This is a genomic window from Vibrio sp. CJQ_6 (assembly GCF_043106745.1).
GTDB classification, from domain to species: Bacteria; Pseudomonadota; Gammaproteobacteria; order Enterobacterales; family Vibrionaceae; genus Vibrio; species Vibrio furnissii.
Window position 1 is genome coordinate 268157 of the sequence record NZ_JBICMV010000028.1, and the last position, 18352, is coordinate 286508.

The window sequence follows — 18352 nt, forward strand, 5'->3', positions numbered from 1 at the left end:
CCTCCGAAATAGCACTGCCAACCGGTGAGGATTGGCAGTGAAAACTTAATGAAATCAGTTAGAAGAAATTACGCATTTGTTGGTTGCGTTGTCTAGGCCTGCACTGCGTTTCAGCGCGTAGCCTACGATGGCAATCACCGCCGCACAGCCCAAGAACAACAGGCGTCCCCACATTGGGTTCGGGATGAGAATCATCAGTGACAAACCTGCTGCCATGTACATCACCAACGTACCCAGTTTGTTGCGTTGCATACGGTCAACGATGTCTTGACCTTCTTCAGCCACACACTCGGTGTCGATGTCTTTAAAGAAATCTTGTGTTGATGCGATGTATGGGTCTTTCTCTTCTTTGTAGAACAGTGTGGTCAGACAGAAGAAACCAGCGGTCAGGAACAGGTGAGCGGCGATGGTGATCATCGTGCGCATTTCACCAATTTCACGGCGAGTTAGTTCTTCTAGGCCGAACCAGCTACCCACGTATTCTGGGGTGAAGATTTTCACAACCGACCAAGACACAGCCATACCGAATACAACCGTTGCCCATGGTGCCCATTTTGGCGTTTTACGAATCAGCATACCCAGGAATAGCGGTACCAGAATCGGCGATTGCAGTAGGGTCGCAACTTGCATCATCAGGTCAAACAAGCTCAGGTGTTTCAGTGAGTTGAAGAACTGTGCCATGAAGATAACCAGCAGGCCGTTGATCAAACATGCGATTTGGCCAGCACGTAGCTGCTCTTTATCAGTCGCTTGACCTTTACGCATGATCGGTGCGTAGAAGCTGCGAACAAAGATGCCTGAGTTACGGTTCAGTGCAGAGTCCATTGACGACATGGTTGCTGCGAACAGACCCGCCATCAGAAGACCAACAGTACCCAACGGCATGGTTTCACGAGCAAACACAAGGTAAACCGCATCGCCTGCTTTCGCGCCCAGTGATGAGTATTGTGTTGCTGCATCTGGGTAAAGAATCGCAGAAGCCCATGGTGGAATGAACCAAATCACCGCGCCCACGACCATCATGCCCAAAGCAAGTAGTGCGGCTTTGCTAGCGTTTTTCGAGTCTTTTGCGTTAAGGAAACGGTAAGATTCCTGCATGTTGTTGATACTTTGTAGCTGTTTCACCACAAAGAAGATGAACGTACATACAAGTAGCAACGGATAGTTCATATCCGGGCCCATCATGAAGCCGCCAGGGAAGTTTTCAACGATCTCGCCTGGGCCGCCCACAACAACCAATGCAACCAATGCACACGCCACGGAAATCACGGCAACAACCAGTGTCTGAATAAAGTCAGACGCCACAACGCCCCATGCACCACTCAATAGCGAGATGGCCAGAACCGCAAGACCGGTAATCCAAATGGTGGTGACGATGTCGGCATTAAATACAGCAGACGCGAACACGCCCAGACCGTTAAGCCATACACCAGCGTTGATCACGCTCAGAGGAATGATCACCCAAGTAAAGAACTGTTCGTTCACGCCGCCAAAACGACGTTTTACAGCTTCAGTTGGTGTGTCGACGCGCATTTGACGGAAACGGCGAGCAAAATAGAAGTATGCAAACACATACGCCACCATGTTACCAACAAACACCGCGAGAACCGCGAAGCCGTCGCTGAACGCTTTACCGGCTGCACCGGTGAATGTCCAAGCTGAAAATTGAGTCATAAATGCAGTGGCACCTACCATCCACCAGAGCATTTTACCGCCCCCACGGAAGTAGTCACTGGTACTGTTGCTCGCCATTTTTTTAAATATCAAGCTGATTGCCACCATCAGGGCAAAGTAGCCTGCAATGACTAGATAATCGTATTGCATGTAAACCTCGAAACGCTGTTTTAATTTTCGTGGATTATATGGAAATAAGTTGAAATGGTATGTGATAAAAATCGAAACAATGGTTCATTTTTTATATTTTTCTCAAATTAGTGATCTGAGTCATACACAAATGGCGCGGCGCGTTTGGGGTGTAAGAATTGTCTGAGCCTTGTGCCCCAAGGTTTACCAGCATTTAACATCCAAGAAAAGTAATCCGTCAGCGGCGATCACAAGCGTGAAAAAATTAGCGAACATTGTACGTTTTGAGCAGGTGGTGTGACGCTGGTTTACGTTTGTGGTGTGGCGCAGCATACGCGATGTGGTGAAAAGTTGTGTGTGGCAATGGTTAAAAATGAGGCGCCCAACGGCGCCTTGAGTCAATTCATTCGTTTTTTCTCAGCGGTGAGATAAGCGGTCAGCCAGCGCTGGCTGATCATGCGGTATAAATAGAGCGCGCCGCGCAGCCACCAATCGGCAAACATGCCAAGCCAAATGCCGTAAATGCCAAAACCAAAATGAATCCCAAGTAGATATCCCAGCACAATGCGGCATCCCCACATGCTCATGATCGCGGTCCACATGCTGTATTTGACATCTTTGGCGCCTTTGAATGCTGCCGGTAAGACAAACGATGCAGCCCAGATCGGCATCATCAGGGCGTTGAGGTAAATCAGGTTCACCACCACATCAATCACCGCCGCATCGTCGCTATAAATGGCGCCGATGTTGTGGGCAAAAGGCACAAATGCGATGCCGAGCACGGTCAATGCGCCAGTGGCGAGCAGCAGAATCAGGTGCATTTCCAATCGCGCCACACGGGTTTGCCCTTGCCCCAAGCGTTTTCCTATCAACACGGTGGCAGCCATGGCGAGTGCGTTACCGGGAATATTGACAAACAGCAGCACGGAGAAGGTGATGACGTTACCCGCCATCACGATGGTGCCCATGCCTGCGACCATGATTTGGGTGATGAGTTTGCCGATATTAAACATCAGTGATTCGACACTGGCGGGCACGCCAATCACCAAAATTTCGCGCAAAATCAGGCGATTGAATGGTTTAAGGAACGCATTGGCAGGCACACGCAATGAACCGTTGTGGGTGAGCACAAACAGAATCATGCCTGCGCCAATCCAGCGTGCCGCCGTGATGCCAATCCCTGCGCCGATCATGCCCAGTCCTTGCCACTGCACTGCGTCGATACCGTAAATTAACGGATAGCTAATCGCGATATTGAAAATGTTCATCAGAATGTTGGTGGTGGCAGGCGAGCGAGAGTTGCCCACGGCGCGCAAAATACCACTGCCAGAGAGCGTGATGGCCAGTGCCGGATAGCTGAGCGCGATGATTTTAAGGTATTGCGCCGCCAAGTCGATCACCTCGGGTTCTGCGCCGTAGGCCACAACGGTCAGCACCGATTCGGAGAACAGGAACATCGCGGCGCAGCAGAGCAGGCTCACCAACACGCCCAGGTTCATCACTTGGCTGGCCCCAAATAGCGCTTTGGGGCGATCGCGGCGGCCAAAGGCTTGGGCGATCAGAACGGAGCCGCCGAGTGCAATGGCGGTGAGCAGGGACAAAATAATATAGGTCACGCTGTCAGTGATCCCAACCGCGGCTGTGGCGTCTTTGCCAATCCGGCTAACCAGAATGGTGCTGACGATGCCCATCAGCACCACGCACACCAGTTCGATCAGAATGGGCCAAGTAAACGGAAGAATGCTGCGCTGAATAAGCACCCGGTGGCGATAGCGCAATTGCCAACGGCGCCGAAGATACGGCGGTTCGGAGTCAGGCTGGGCAGCCTGCTCCGATACAGAAGAACATGAGTCAGACAAAGTTCACTTCCATTATTTCAAGAGACGTACCGGTCAGGCCTCTGCGGTCTGATTGTAAATCACGTCGTAGTCGTACACCGTTTTGATCGTGTCACCGATTAAGCGTTCACCATGCAGGTAGCCACCGGTGGAGATCATGACGGGAATGTCGGTGTACACGCCTTGATGCGCGGCTTCGAGAGCCAGCAAGGCATAAGGCAGTGGATCATCGAGTCGAACATAACGATGGTGCGGTCCGGGTAAGAAGAAGCCGGCATGATAGTGCTGGCTGAGCAGATTTTCTGCGACGCCGTCGGCTAAATGCAACAGTGGTTCCTCTTGGGTGGCTGCGTGTAATTCGAGCAGCGCCATCAACAGATACGCCGAAGCCAGCGACGTACGCTCACTCACCTGACTTGGGCGCAGTGTGCGTGGGTCGAGTTCACCCAAACCAAAACGTTGCCACATGCGTGCGGTTAAGTCGCGCAGCTGTGCGTCTTCACTTTGCAAGCTGGCGCGGATCAGCGTGAGCAGATAGGCCGGATCGGTTGGTTGACGAGTTAATGTGGTGCCTTTGTCGCCGTAATATCCGTCGCGCACAAAGGTGTAGCCCGTCAGGTCTTCACCGCTGTTCCACATGGGGATGATTTCGTTGCGCGCTTCATCCCACGCATGGGCAAAGTAAGCAGTGATGCCGTCTATTGCCCATTGGCGCATTTGCGGTTCATCGAGCAGTTTGGCGCATTCGAGGATCGCCAGTGGGTTATCGACCACCACCGGCCAGCTATCGCGAAATAGCACGTTCGCTTCACGCGCGATGTCACCAAATTCGGGGCCGAATTGGCGTTTTGCACGGTCCCCAAACCATGAGTAGGTGAGGGTATCGTCGTCTGGAATCGGCTCTCTTTGCAGCGGTGACGAGAACTGATACACCGGCATGCCCGTTTCGGGATGGCGTGCCAACACAAATTGCTGATAGAGGTGTTTGGCCCACACTTTGGCGTGCGCGTCCCCGGTGTAGTGATAATAGTGGCTCGCGGCGTAGATCAAATCGGTGGACGCGTTGACGAACGTCAATCCAATGGTTTCGGGTAGCGCGGGCCAGTGCGTGGGGTCGACCACAGGTTTGGGCTGATGACGTGCAAACAGATCGGCGGCGTACGGCTGGCCGTATTCACCGTGGCGACTGAGATCGAGCTTATCCCAATCCGACACATGCGCCGCCCAAAACCCTTTCAGGAAGGTTTCGGTTGTGGCGGGGCTGATCTCATGCAAGAAGGCATAAAACGGGAAATGGTGTTTGAGTTCATGCACGCACTCTTTGCTGGCTGGCCCTTCAATGTTGCCATTTTCCCAGTGTACAAAGCGGTGACCGCCCCAATGGAACAGGCCGCTGGCGTCATCGACATAATGCTCCAGAAAATAACGCGTCACCTTGCTGGCGTGTTCGCGATACTGGTCATCGCCGGTCAGCGTGCTGAGCGCAACGAGGCCACGCAGGAAGTTTTGTTGGCTGGCGAAGTTGCTCATCGGCACGCGCGTGCTATCGGGATACGTCCACGCGACCGGTTTCAACGTTTGGGTGTCGATGCCGTCTGCGAGCAAAGGAGAGGTTGGCGATTGAGCCAATGCACCGAGGCGCTGATAGTATTCGGTTAATAAAGGCAGGTAGGATTTGCGTGTGTACGCCATGACATCACCCCATATTGAAAATAAAAAGGCCCAACATTGGAGATCGGGCAAATAAACAAGGTTAAGCGCCGGGCTTAGCGTTGATTACTTCGTGAAAACAACTCAGCACCCCTTGCGGGGTGCTGGTGGTTGGGTTGTTAGTTCATACGGTTCAGTACACGGTTACCACGACGCAGGAAGTTTTTCGCTGCATCTTCAACCGAGGCACGGCCGTAGTCGAGGCGTTGCATCTCTTCACTAAACAGTTCCATCAACTGTGCGTTGTCGGTGTATGTGGTTGGCATAATCTTCTGTGGAAGCTCTTTTGCCTGCTCATAACCTAGGAACGACAAGCTGTTTGGATCGATGTGACCGCTCTCTTGCAGCGTAGACAGACCCGCGTGGCTCATTGGAATACCACGGGTCAGCCCCAGCGCTTCAATACCCACAGGATCGTTGAGCAGGAAGTTCACCAGTTTGGCCGCTGCATCTGGGTTTTTGGTGTTACGACCGATAGATAACATCATGGATGGGCGTGCCAACAGGCCTGCTTCCACGGCGTTTTCACTCATTGGGTAAGGACCTAACTCCAGTGACATTGGGGGTTGTAGGTTGTCGGCGTATTTCTCAACGGCGGTATCCCACATATAAAGACCACCGAAACGACCGTCGATCCAAGGGCGCATTTCGTACAAGTTCCCTTTCCCGTAAGAGGCGAACTCTTTGGTTGATGGGAACACGTGGCTGTTGACTTGATCCACATACAGCTGGAAGAACTCGGTCATCTCTTTTTCGTTGAACGCCAGCAGGTTGGTGTCGTGATCGATAATGTCTCGGCCATGTTTTTGGATGTACAGCGAACGGTTCATCGCAAACACGTCACGGGCTTCAATCACCAGTGGGTAATAACCATTGCCCAAGTTCTGTTTGAAGGCTTGGCCTGCTTTCATCAGATCATCCCAAGTTTTTGGATAATCCACGCCTGCTTTCGCCCAAATGTCCTTGTTGTAGTAGAACACGCGTGACGTCATGCTCACCGGCAAACCGTTGATCTTGCTGTTGACGGTGGTCATGTTGATCGCTTGTTGCGGGAACTCGCTGAGCTGCAACGCATCTTTCTTCTGGGTCATGTCATAGAAGCCGCCGCCATCGCGAGAGAAGATAGGCAACCAGTTCCAGTTGGTCTGCATGACGTCTGGCTCAGTGTTCCCTGCGATTTGCGTGGTTAGGCGCGACAAGTGACCATCCCAACCGGTGTATTCCCCTTTCACGACGATGTCTGGGTATTTCTCATGGAATTTTTCCAGCGCTTGTAGGGTTGCTTGGTGGCGGGCGTTGCCACCCCACCAAGACATACGCAGTTCCGTTTGTGCGTAGGCACTGGCAGCCATACCACCTAGCGCTAGCGCAGTCAGCGTTGATAGCAGCGTTCGTTTCATGTTCATAGGGTTTAGCCTCCAAGCTAATTTATTTTTTTAGGGAGATGTTCTTTTCAGTTTCTTTATCGAAAATGTGTGCTTTGTTCATGTCCACCATGAAGCTCACACCGCGTTTCAATTCCATGTTGAGTTTCGCTTTCACATCGTCGATTGGCACACGCGCCGTGAACTCTTCTTTACCCACGCGGAAGTAAACAAACACTTCGTGGCCCATGTTTTCCATACGAATCACGTCACCGATGAGCGATTGCATGCCTTCTGGCACTTCGTCAGTCAGGTTCAGTGTGATGTTGTCTGGGCGAATGCCCAGCACGGTTTTGTTGTAACCGTGGGCTTTGATGTTCGCTGCTTTCTCTGCCGAGATGGTGAGGCGCTGGCCTTCGATCTGCACCGCCAATTCGCCGTCGATGTCTTCGAGTGTGACATCGCGTAGGTTCATTTCTGGCGCGCCGATGAAGCCGGCCACGAACATGTTGACCGGGTTGTTGTACAGCTCATCAGGGGTGTCAACTTGCATGATTTCACCCAGCTTCATGACACAGATGCGATCACCCATGGTCATGGCTTCGGTTTGGTCATGCGTGACGTAAACCGCCGTAGCGGGACGATTTTCCGCTTTCAGGTGCTTGTGCAGATCCGAAATGCGCACGCGCATGGAGGCACGAAGCTTAGCGTCGAGGTTCGAAAGCGGTTCGTCGAATAGGAATACATCCGGTTTTTTCACGATCGCGCGGCCCACGGCCACACGCTGTGCCTGACCACCAGACAACTGGCGAGGCAGACGCTCAAGCAGCTCTTCGATCTCTAGGATCTTGGCGGCTTCGTTCACACGTTGTTCAATTTCTTCTTTAGGCAGTTTTTGTAGCTTCAGACCAAACCCTAAGTTTTCACGCACGGTCATGTGCGGGTACAGGGCGTAGTTCTGGAACACCATCGCGATGCCGCGATCTTTCGGTGGCAGGTTGTTCACCACTTTGTTGCCGATGGTGACTTCGCCACCGGTGATGTTTTCCAGACCAGCGAGCATGCGCAGTGTGGTCGATTTCGCACAGCCCGATGGGCCAACGATCACCAGGAATTCACCTTCGTTGATGGTCAGGTCGATGCCGTGTACGGCTTTGAATCCGTTGGAATAGACTTTTTCTAATTTGTTGAATTTCACTTCAGCCATTGTTTTAACTCCAAAACTTGTTTAATTCCAAAATCAGCCTTTAATGCCGCTGCTGGTCACGCCTTCAACGAAGTATTTTTGAGACATAAAGAAGACGATGATTGATGGGATGATGGCGATCGATGCCATGGCCAGAATCTCGTTCCATCGTGCGCCTTCAGTGACGTCGATAGACATTTTCAGAGCCAGTGCAATCGGGTACTTCTCTACGCTCGATACGTAGATCAGTGGGCCAAGGAAGTCGTTCACTGACCACATGAACTGGAACAGTGCAACTGAAATGATGGCCGGACGAATCACCGGAACCACGACGTACCACAACACTTGGAACGAGTTGCAGCCGTCAATCATCGCCGCTTCTTCCATGTCTGTTGGTACGCCACGTAGGAACTGCACCAACATGAAGACGAAGAAACCTTGCGTTGCAAATGCCAGTGGCAGGTACAGCGGTAAGTAGCTGTCTAGCAGACCCATCTCACGGAACATCAGGTACTGAGGAATCAGTAGGACTGACTGAGGTAACAAAATGGTGGCGATCAAAGTCGCGAACCAGAACTTTTTCCACGGAATATCAAAGCGGGCAAAAGCGTAGGCCACGATGGTTGAAGACACCACGGTAAAGAACACTTTTGGCAATACATACAAGAAGGTATTCATGATGTAGTGGCCGAAGGTGTATTCCGTACCGGTTTTCCAACCGTTGATAAAACCTTCCATGCTCCATTCGCTTGGAATGAGGCTCATGGAAGAGAAGATCTCGTGGTTGGGTTTCATTGCCGCAGAGAACATCCACAACAATGGGTAAAGCATCATAATGCCGACGCTGATCAGTACGACGTAACGGATCGTGGCGTTGATCTTCTCGCGGCGCAGTGTACGTTCGTTTTCAACGTTACTGGCGTTAACTTCATTCGCCCCGTTTTGGGCAGTGATGGTTGTAGACATGATTATTTGCCTCCCTTGTCACCGGAGTAGAACACCCAGTATTTTGAAGAACGGAACGTGATGGCGGTGAAAATCGCAACAACGATGAACAACGACCAAGCCAGCGCACTGCCGTAACCCATGTCGAAGAACTTAAACGCGGTTTCGTAGATGTAGAGTGAAATCAGGTACGTTGACTTCATTGGGCCACCACCGGTGACGACATACGGCGCGGTAAACTCTTGGAATGCCTGCGTGGTTTGCATGATGAAGTTGAAGAAAATCACTGGCGTAATCAGTGGCACGGTCACTTTCATGAACATTTGCCATTTGCTCGCACCGTCGATCATCGCGGCTTCATACTGAGATTGCGGTACGTTTTGTAACGCAGCCAAGAAGATCACCATCGCTGAACCGAACTGCCATGCACGCAATAACGTGATAGAGAACAGTGCGAATGCAGGTTCACCCAGCCAGTTCACTGGATCAAAACCAATAAAGCCCAGCATGCCGTTCAAGACACCATCGATGGCAAACAAAGCGCGCCATAGAACAGCGATCGCGATACTGCTGCCGAGAATGGAAGGGATGTAATAAGCGGTGCGGAAAAAGCCGATGCCTTTGAGCTTGAAGTTCAAAATAAAGGCAATAAATAACGCAAACGCCAGTTTGACTGGAATGGTCAAGAAAACGTACGCAAACGTCACGCTCATTGATTTCCAGAATAAATCATCCTCTGTGAGCATGTATCGATAGTTCTCAATGCCGACAAATTCAGGTGCGGTCATTAAGTCGTAATCGGTAAAGCTCATCAGAAATGACGAAACGAAAGGAAAGGCAGTAAACACAATCAACCCGATAATGTAGGGAGAGAGGTATGCCAATCCTAGCTTACGATTTTCATACATTTTCTTGTCCTCGTTAGTTTTATTCACCGAAAAGTAGAAAGCATCGCTCCGAAATCACTCCTCGGTTTCGGTTTTTATTTAACGCCGATAAAATTTTATTTGCCACATGACGTTTTGATAAATGTGATCGGATATTATTATTTTTAAATAAATTAAAATAAAAATGTGAAACAACGTTTTGTTTTGATGTTGTCATCCTTTTAGATGTGATGTTTGTCGTGTTGTTTGATGGAGATGTGAGAGCTACTTATTTTTACCTATAACTTATTGTTTTTTTATGGGATTAACGTTCGATCTAAATGGGAGGGGGGAGTGTCGGTTTTGATGAGGCGAATCGAGCGCACTATTGATAAATTTGTTTTTTGATTTAAATCAATATAATTATCATTTTTAAGATTTTGTCGATTTTATTTGTCAGGCTATTCTTACGTTTATTGTGATTCTAAAATTAAATAGATATTTATTTGAACTTAAAAATAAAACGTTATTTCAACTTTGATCACACATATTTGACTCTTTGGCCTTTGCGCAGTTTCATCGATCACACTTTGTCTATTTCTCACTTTTACAATGGAATAGGATTTATAAAATGAAACTCTAAATCCAACAAAACAAAACGGTGTTTCAAATTATGAAAGCTAAAATCCTTACCACTGCCGTCCTTCTTGCACTTACTTCTGCGGCAGCAAGTGCAGCCACCATTAACATTCGTCATGAGTTCTCGCCAGAGCACGGCGATCGCGCTAAGGCCCAACATCGCGACCGTATCGCAGTGAGCCATCGCTTTGACAACGGCATTGGCTTTGAAGTGGAAGCGAAATGGCGCTCCAACCAAAAAGCCAGTGATGAAAATGAGAACGCATTTGATGAATTCGCAGGTAACGGCCAACAAGCAAACGTGAGCTACCGTTACCGCCTGTCTGACTCATTCACACTGACCCCGCAGTACAAATGGGAATCGAACGACAGCAAAATGGGTAACCAGTTCAACCTGACACTGGGCTACAAAATCAACAGCGACTGGAGCGCGTCATTCCGTCACCGTTACCACTACGAAACCAAACCAAACGTCGATGAAAGCTCACACTACAACCGCTGGACATTCGGCGCGGGCTACACCGGCTTTGATCTGTGGTCACTGGGTGCATCACTGGATTACACCTGGAAACAATCGTCAGACATCGTCTACAAAGATGACAGCCATGGCATCAGTGAAGTGAACTTCACAGCGGAATACCGCGGCCTTGAAAGTGGTTGGCGTCCATTCGGTGAGTTCGGTATGACGCCGTCTCGCAAAGATGATGCCGATGTTGATTCTTACCGCCCACGTTTCCGTGTCGGCATGAAGTACAACTTCTAACACATCGAATTAATCAAAACCTGTCCATAACTCCTCTGGCTCTAAGTGTTCACTCTGAGCCAGCTTTTTTTCTGCTAAAGGTGCTCTGATGAAAAAAACACCCATTGCATTATGCATCGCTTCTGCGCTGGCGCTGTCTGCCTGTTCGACGACTTCTGTTTCACCGGTTTCAAACCTCGATGGTAGCCAGGCAGTTTGGCAAGCGATCACATTTGGTCAGTCGACCGATTTGAACTTCGGTTCGACGATCTTGCCGGAAAAAGTGGGCTTGAACCACGTGGTGGCCAATGGCCAAGAGGTTCAGCCGGGGCCGGTTGCGTCTCAGTTCACCATTGAAAGCCGTGGCGGCAAAATTGCGAACTCGCATGAAGGCGGCACGTTCTATTACACCGAATTACCGACCGATGTGAACTTCACCTTGTCTGCGAACGTGACCATCGATCAACTGGGCCCTGAAACCGGATCAACACCGAACCGCCAAGAAGGTGCAGGCCTGATGGTGCGCGATATTCTGGGTGAAGCGCGTTTGGATCCACAGCCGCAAGGTTTGGAAGAGTTTCCGGCGGCATCCAACATGGTGATGAACCTCGTGCGTGCGAACAAAAAAGAGCACAACGGGTTAGCCAACATCAATGCGTCTTACCGCGAAGGGATTTACCAACCGTGGGGCACTGCAGGCAATCGCATGACCCACAACGAATTTATCAAAGGCGTGCAGTTTGGCCCGGGTAAAACCTACCACATGACGCTCACGCGAACTGATGACGGCTATGTGGTGAGTTACGATGACGGCACCGTGAAGCAAACTCAGGAAGTGCGCGGCGCGAATGCCAACATCGTGCAGATGCAAGACGGCAAGCACCAATACGTGGGCTTCTTTGCTTCACGCAACGCCAAAATGACAGTCACCGACGTGGCACTGACTTTGTCAAATGCCAACACTGTGGATGCGCCGCGTTACCAAGCGCGCTTGGACAACCCAGTGTTGCAACAAGCTTCGGCGGATCAATCGGCGATCGACAACTACACCGTACAAGCGCGTGCCAACTACAGTGGCACCTTCAGCGTCACGCAAAATGGCCAGCTCTTGGCGGACAAACAAGCGGTATCAGCGGGTGAAATGTTTGGTTTCCCGACCACGCTGACGCAAGCTTCAACCCAATTCAATGTCACGTTTACCCCAATCGAAGGCCCGGATCTTCAGCCGCTTAGTTACCAGCAGAGCGTCGAGAAAGTCGCGGTGAACAACCCGATGGAAATTCGCGTGAATCCAAACGGCACGGATGGCCGCATGACGCTGGATGCTGCGGTGAAACTGCTGCCACCGGGTGGCACGATTGTGCTGGAAGATGGTGATTACGCCGGTCTGACGCTGCCGGTCTCGGCCAGCGGCACACCAGAGGCGATGAAAACGCTGAAAACTGCGGGCGATCAGGTGCGTTTCGTGGGCGATTACCTTCACCAAGCCAACTACTGGAATGTGTCGAACATTGAAGTGTTTGGGGCGCGCACCATCGTGCATGGCAGCCACAACCACTTCTCCCACATGGTGACGCATGGCGCGCCAGATACTGGCTTCCAAATCTCGTCGCCAGAGAAAATCGGCCGTGCGCTGTGGGCAAGCCACAACACAGTGACTGACAGTGAAAGCTTCAACAACATGGATAAGTCACAAATCAACGCCGATGGCTTTGCGGCCAAGATGCGTATTGGTGACGGCAACACCTTCATTCGCTGTGCGTCGCACCACAATATCGACGACGGCTGGGATCTGTTTAACAAAGTGGAAGACGGCGCGAACGGCGTGGTGACCATTTTGGATTCTGTGGCGTACATGAACGGTCAAACCATGGATGTCGAAGCGAAAGGCGGCACTCGCGGGAACGGCTTCAAACTGGGTGGCGAAGGCCTGCCGGTGGCGCACATCGTGAAGAACAGCTTGGCTTACCATAACAACATGGACGGGTTTACCGACAACTTTAACCCAGGCGCGTTGACGTTGGAAAACAACGTGGCGATCGACAACGTACGCTTTAACTACCTGTTCCGTAAGAGCCCTTACGAAAAAGCAGGCAAGCAAGGCACGTTTACGAACAACCAGTCTTACCGCTTCCATGTGACCAGCCAATACAGCGATGTGGTCAACGGTGACACCCTGAAAAACAACCGCTTTATTCGCGATGGCATCACGGTGGATGACCAAGGCAAGGCTGTGGATCTCTCACCGCTGGCAGAGCTGAAAGCGGCTGCGCTGCTAACGGAGACTGAATCGCATCCGGGTCATCAGCAAGTGGAACAGATTCGAAATATCTTAAACATGGACTAATCGTCCTTTTGGAGTGGCTTTCTGTCGGGAGCCACTCTTTTTTTTCGCTTGATTTTTCTTTTGGGTCTTCTGCTCGACGCGCGTTGAGCGGTGAGACACGTATCGCCATACGTGACGGCGACAGGGACGACTATGAACGCATTTTTTACGCACCGCAGCGTCGGATTCCAGCTCAAACTGATCATCATGCTCTGCTTGTTGATCGCCTTTAGCGCGATTGCAACACTGGTGTATCGCACCGCCTCTGACATCTTGCTCGACACCCGCTACGACGAGCAACGCTCCAAACTCGAAGCCGTCGCACAAACCATCGGCGGCCAATTCAATGCCTATGTCAACACCACGCATGTGCTCAGTTCAACGTTTGAAAACGGCTATCTGGCTGGGTATGAGATCAGCAATGACGTGATGGCGTTTGCCGGACAACCGATTCGCAACATCCACCTCTACGGGTTACCGCTGGTCAACAACACCGACATCGTGGATATGTTCACGCGCGATACCGGTGCATTTGTCACCCTCTACAGCGCTTCCCACGATCATTGGCTGAGTATCGCCAGTTCGATGCTCGCCAGTGACAATCGCCGACTGATTTTACAACCGCTTGATGCCAAGCATGCGGCCTATGCTGCGCTGCGCCAAGGCAAAGATTTTGTCGAACTCACGCCGGACAACGGGCGTGATTACATCAACTATTACTCGCCATTAAAGGACTCGCAGGGCGATGTCGCGGGGGTATTGAGTGTGGCGCTGCCGGTGGATCAAGCCACGGTCAGTATTCTGACGTCGCTCAAAGCCATTCATTGGGGCACGAGCGGTGAAACTTGGGTGGTGAATGGCGCGCGCGATCGGTTTGGCGAGTTTTTATTGGGCAGCGTGGATGCCCGCGCAGCTTCTCGTTCCATCGTGGCCTATCGCGATGCAAGTGGCGCGATGCCCTTTGCCAATTTGCGTGATGCGCCCCAAGGCCGCGTCAACTTTACCGTCGACGGCGTTCAGCACTATCGACTCTACACCACGGTGCCGGGTTGGAACTGGCTTGTTTTGGGCGGCACTCAGGTGGATGAAATTACCCAAAGTAGTCAGCAGTTACTCACGTTGATCGCCTTGATTTCTTTGCTGGTGGGCGCGCTGACCTATGTGGTGATGAGTGGCGTGATTCATCGCGTGTTGAAACCGCTGGGCCCATTGCGCGTCACGATGGCGAAAATGGCGCAAGGCGAAGTGAGTCTTCATTTGGCGGCGCCAAGTGGCACGTCTCATAACGAAATGGTGTTACTCACTCAAGGGGCCGGGCAGATGGCCCAAGCACTGAACCAATTGGTGGCGCAGATTCGTGAGACCAGCCAGCGCATCACCGCGCAATCGGTCAGTGTCGCGCGCGACGCGCACACCAATCTGGCGCAATCGGAAAGCCAGCAACAGCAGATTGAACAAGTGGTGGCGGCCATTGAACAGATGGCGACTTCCGCCCGCGATTCCGCCCAGCAGATCGATGTGATTGCCGACAATGTTCAGCATGCCAACCGCGATACGCAGCAAGGGCTGGCGGTGGTCGCGACGGTGGGCACGCACGTTGACGAACTGTTGGCGCAATTGACGCGCTCGACCGAGGCGATTCGCCAAGTGGACGAGAACAGCGAGCGGATTCAACAGTTAACCCAAATGATTGATGACATTGCCGAGCAGACCAACTTGTTGGCGCTGAATGCGGCGATTGAGGCCGCGCGCGCCGGTGAGCAGGGGCGCGGCTTTGCGGTCGTGGCCGATGAAGTCCGCACGTTGGCGCATCGCACCCAAAGCTCGGTGCAAAACGTGGTCACCATCATTGATGAATTACGCCGCTCCACGGCGAGTGCTGTGACGCTCACCGAGCAGAGCCAGCGCAAAGTGAGCGAAGTGCAAACGCACTCAGCGCAGGCCGGCAGCGCGCTGCAGGCGATTGCGTCGCAAGTGGCGTCCATCGCTCAGCAATCGGAGGCCATTGCGGCTGCGGTGGAAGAGCAAGCGCAGGTGTCATCGCAGGTGGCTGACAACGCCAGCCAGATCAGCGAACTCAATGCATTGGGGCGCAGCAGCACGGAGCAAACCGCGCAAAGTGCCGAGCGTTTGCAGCAGGATGCCAGCGAGCTGGAAGCGCAAGTGGCCTATTTCCATTGATGGCTTTGCGCCGATGGAGGCACCTGCATCGTTTTTGATTTCTGTACCACCGCCCAGGTCGGTGTTGTTTGTGAATTTCAACGCCTGTTGGGCGTATCATTCAAATGAAAGGAAGAGAACCATGAATCGTATCAGTCGGTTAGCTATTGGGATTTCGTCGCTGATGTGTGGCAGCGTCAGTGCCGCTATCCCTTTGTATGACGTGGTGGTGGCGAAAGATGGCAGTGGCGACTTCACGTCGGTCCAACAAGCCATTGACGCGGCCCCGCAGAATAATCAGCAATACGTCATCTACATTCGCAAAGGCATTTACCCCGAGCGACTCAATATCACGCGGAACAACCTCTATTTGATCGGCGAAGATCGGGATCGCACCATCATCACCGCATCGTTTGCCAATGGCACGCTCGATGCCAATGGCGTGCGAACGGGCACCGCGGGCAGCCGCACGGTGTACGTCAATGCCCTCGATTTTAAAGCGCGCACGGTCACGATTGAAAATGGCTTTGATTTCAACGCGAACCAAGCCAAAGACGCCAACGATCCCACCAAGTTACGCGACACACAAGCCGTGGCGTTGATGGTGGCGCAAAAAGCAGATCGCGCCCAATTTAAAGATGTGAATCTGGTCGGCTATCAAGACACGCTCTATTTGCGCGGGGGGCGTAGCGTGTTTGAAGAATCCGTGATTAGCGGTAACGTCGATTTTATTTTTGGCCACGGCACCGGGCTGTTTAAGTCGACCGAGCTGGTGGCACGCAACCGCTTTGACGTCGCGCCGGGTACGCCGTATGGCTACATCACCGCGCCGTCCACCAACATTGAGCAACCCTTTGGCTTGGTATTTAAAGATTGCCGTTTGACCAAGGAAGAGGGCGTGCCAGCAGACAGCTACGGTTTAGGGCGTCCTTGGCACCCCACCACCACGTTTGCTGATGGCCGTTACGCGGATCCGAACGCCATTGGTCATGCGGCGTTTATTGATTGCGATATGGACGACCACATTTACGGCTGGGACAAGATGAGCGGTCGCGACATCGATCAACAAACCATCTGGTTCTATCCGCAAGATTCCCGTTTCTGGGAATATGAAAGCCGAGGCCCGGGCGCGGCGTTGGGCGAACAACGCCCACAACTGAAAACGGCGGCACTGAGTCAATACAGCGACGACAAAGTGCTTTCCGGTTGGCAAGCGGATCTGTCGCTGGGGCAAAACAGTGAGTTACACGGCGAAGTGCTACACAACCTGATGCGCTTCCCTGCACAGGTAACCGTGCGTGACAGCGCGGGCAAGCAGCGCCAAACACAAACCGATGCCAAAGGGCGATACCAACTGTCGATTGCGGGCATGACGGGGCCGCTACTGGTCAGTGCCGATGATCGCAGTGGGTCATCGTGCTTGCACAGCGACCAAGTGCGTTCGGTGTGTGCAACGGCGTTGGTGGTGGATCTGAACAACAATGCCGTCTCGACCGGTAACGTTAACCCTTTCAGTGACTTACAAGTCTCCAATCTGGCGACGCGAGAAGGCATCGACGGCCCGCAGCATCTGCTGGAACTCGAACGCCTGCCCGCGTTCTCTCGTCAAATCTGGCTTGAGACCAACCAGCAATTTCGACAGTTGAACGGTGGGCAAGACGCCCTGAATTCACCCGTGTCGTATGCGCCCACCCTGCATCCACAGATGAAAGCGTTGGCGGACAACGTCGTGCACAACCGCGGCTACAACAGTCGCACGGGGCTGGCGAATCAAGTGGCGTTAACCGACGCTGCATTTCAGCCGATCATCAACCTCAATGCGGTGTCGCAGTATTTGGTGACCGCCGATCAGCTCGCCATGCAGCGTCAGCGCGTTCAAAACGCCGAAACGCGCCTGTTTATTGTTGGGGATTCCACCGCTTCGAATTACGAGCCGGATGTGTTTCCGCGCATGGGATGGGGTCAAGCGTTGGCGGAAAAATTGAGTGACATGCCAAATTTGGCGGTGGTGAATGCGGCGCGCTCTGGGCGCAGCTCGCGTGATTTCATTAACGGCCTGTGGTTAAGCCATCTTGAACCGATGGTGAAAGCGGGCGACTACCTGTTTATTCAGTTTGGTCACAACGATTCGAAGTGCAATCGCGCAGCCAGCGGTCGCGGTGAGGTCGATGTCCTCAATTTGTGTACTTATCCCAACGATACCAACGGTCAGGTGCAGTTTCCGCAAGGCGAAGCGGCTTTGTCGTTCCAACGCTCTTTAGAGCGCTATATTGAGTTTGCGCTGGAACACAACATGCAGCCGGTACTGCTCACTTCTGTGCCGCGTGTGCGTAACGACAGCAATCGTTCGGAGTTACCGCTGACGACGCAGCAGCATGTGACGCGCCAAAACAGCCAACATGGCTTTGAGTTTGTGGGCAGTTACTATCAAACCGTGCTTGATACCGCGCGCTTGCATCAGGTGCCTGTGCTCGATATTCAACAACGAATGATTGAGGCGACAAACCAACAAGGCGATTGGCGTCACCTGTGGTTGGCGGTCGACCCGAACGATTACCCGTATTACCAAGGGCGTACCGGCAGCCTCGATAAGCCCGATACCACGCACTTCCAGCAAGCGGGCGCGCAATTGGTCGCGGAGCTGGTATGGGATGAAATGCGCGCTCAAATCGCCTCGTTCACTGAGAATATCTAAATCGTTGCATCAGCTCAATCGCTGCACCAGTTAGATCGCAGCATCAAATAGTGTCGGGGCTTTGGCCCCGATTTTTTT

At 52.3% G+C, this 18352-nt stretch carries 11 protein-coding genes; 4 read left to right on the plus strand and 7 right to left on the minus strand.

What is annotated here, in order from left to right:
• Positions 1 to 54 precede the first annotated feature (54 nt).
• The 7 genes from ACF8PK_RS16070 to ACF8PK_RS16100 form a co-directional block, all read right to left on the minus strand.
• On the minus strand, positions 55 to 1824 hold the full coding sequence (locus ACF8PK_RS16070; RefSeq protein ID WP_004727623.1) for a sodium:solute symporter family protein: 1770 nt from the start codon (positions 1822 to 1824) through the stop codon (positions 55 to 57).
• A 377-nt stretch (positions 1825 to 2201) separates the two neighbouring features.
• A complete protein-coding gene (locus tag ACF8PK_RS16075; protein ID WP_148228018.1) occupies positions 2202 to 3662 on the minus strand; it encodes an EmmdR/YeeO family multidrug/toxin efflux MATE transporter in 1461 nt (486 codons plus the stop codon).
• Positions 3663 to 3695: 33 nt separating this feature from the next.
• On the minus strand, positions 3696 to 5333 hold the full coding sequence (locus ACF8PK_RS16080) for a pectate lyase (protein WP_392442368.1): 1638 nt from the start codon (positions 5331 to 5333) through the stop codon (positions 3696 to 3698).
• Between the two features lie 137 nt (positions 5334 to 5470).
• A complete protein-coding gene (locus ACF8PK_RS16085; protein WP_004727626.1) occupies positions 5471 to 6757 on the minus strand; it encodes an ABC transporter substrate-binding protein in 1287 nt (428 codons plus the stop codon).
• Between the two features lie 22 nt (positions 6758 to 6779).
• Positions 6780 to 7922, minus strand: a complete 1143-nt coding sequence (locus tag ACF8PK_RS16090; RefSeq protein ID WP_014258025.1) for an ABC transporter ATP-binding protein — start codon at positions 7920 to 7922, stop codon at positions 6780 to 6782.
• Positions 7923 to 7955: 33 nt separating this feature from the next.
• On the minus strand, positions 7956 to 8867 hold the full coding sequence (locus ACF8PK_RS16095; protein WP_143679565.1) for a carbohydrate ABC transporter permease: 912 nt from the start codon (positions 8865 to 8867) through the stop codon (positions 7956 to 7958).
• Positions 8868 to 8869: 2 nt separating this feature from the next.
• A complete protein-coding gene (locus tag ACF8PK_RS16100) occupies positions 8870 to 9754 on the minus strand; it encodes a carbohydrate ABC transporter permease (protein WP_004727629.1) in 885 nt (294 codons plus the stop codon).
• A 631-nt stretch (positions 9755 to 10385) separates the two neighbouring features.
• On the opposite strand from ACF8PK_RS16100, the gene ACF8PK_RS16105 reads away from it, so the two are divergent.
• The 4 genes from ACF8PK_RS16105 (at position 10386) to ACF8PK_RS16120 (ending at position 18274) form a co-directional block, all read left to right on the plus strand.
• Positions 10386 to 11114, plus strand: coding sequence for an oligogalacturonate-specific porin KdgM family protein (locus ACF8PK_RS16105; RefSeq protein WP_014258026.1), 729 nt, complete (start codon positions 10386 to 10388; stop codon positions 11112 to 11114).
• Between the two features lie 88 nt (positions 11115 to 11202).
• The gene (locus tag ACF8PK_RS16110; RefSeq protein ID WP_004727631.1) at positions 11203 to 13440 is read left to right on the plus strand and encodes a hypothetical protein; all 2238 of its coding nucleotides are present in this window, start codon (positions 11203 to 11205) and stop codon (positions 13438 to 13440) included.
• A 132-nt stretch (positions 13441 to 13572) separates the two neighbouring features.
• Positions 13573 to 15600: a methyl-accepting chemotaxis protein gene (locus ACF8PK_RS16115; protein ID WP_392442373.1), complete on the plus strand. Its 2028-nt coding sequence runs from the start codon at positions 13573 to 13575 to the stop codon at positions 15598 to 15600.
• A gap of 121 nt (positions 15601 to 15721) precedes the next feature.
• Positions 15722 to 18274, plus strand: a complete 2553-nt coding sequence (locus ACF8PK_RS16120; protein WP_392442377.1) for a pectinesterase family protein — start codon at positions 15722 to 15724, stop codon at positions 18272 to 18274.
• The last annotated feature ends 78 nt before the right edge of the window (positions 18275 to 18352 follow it).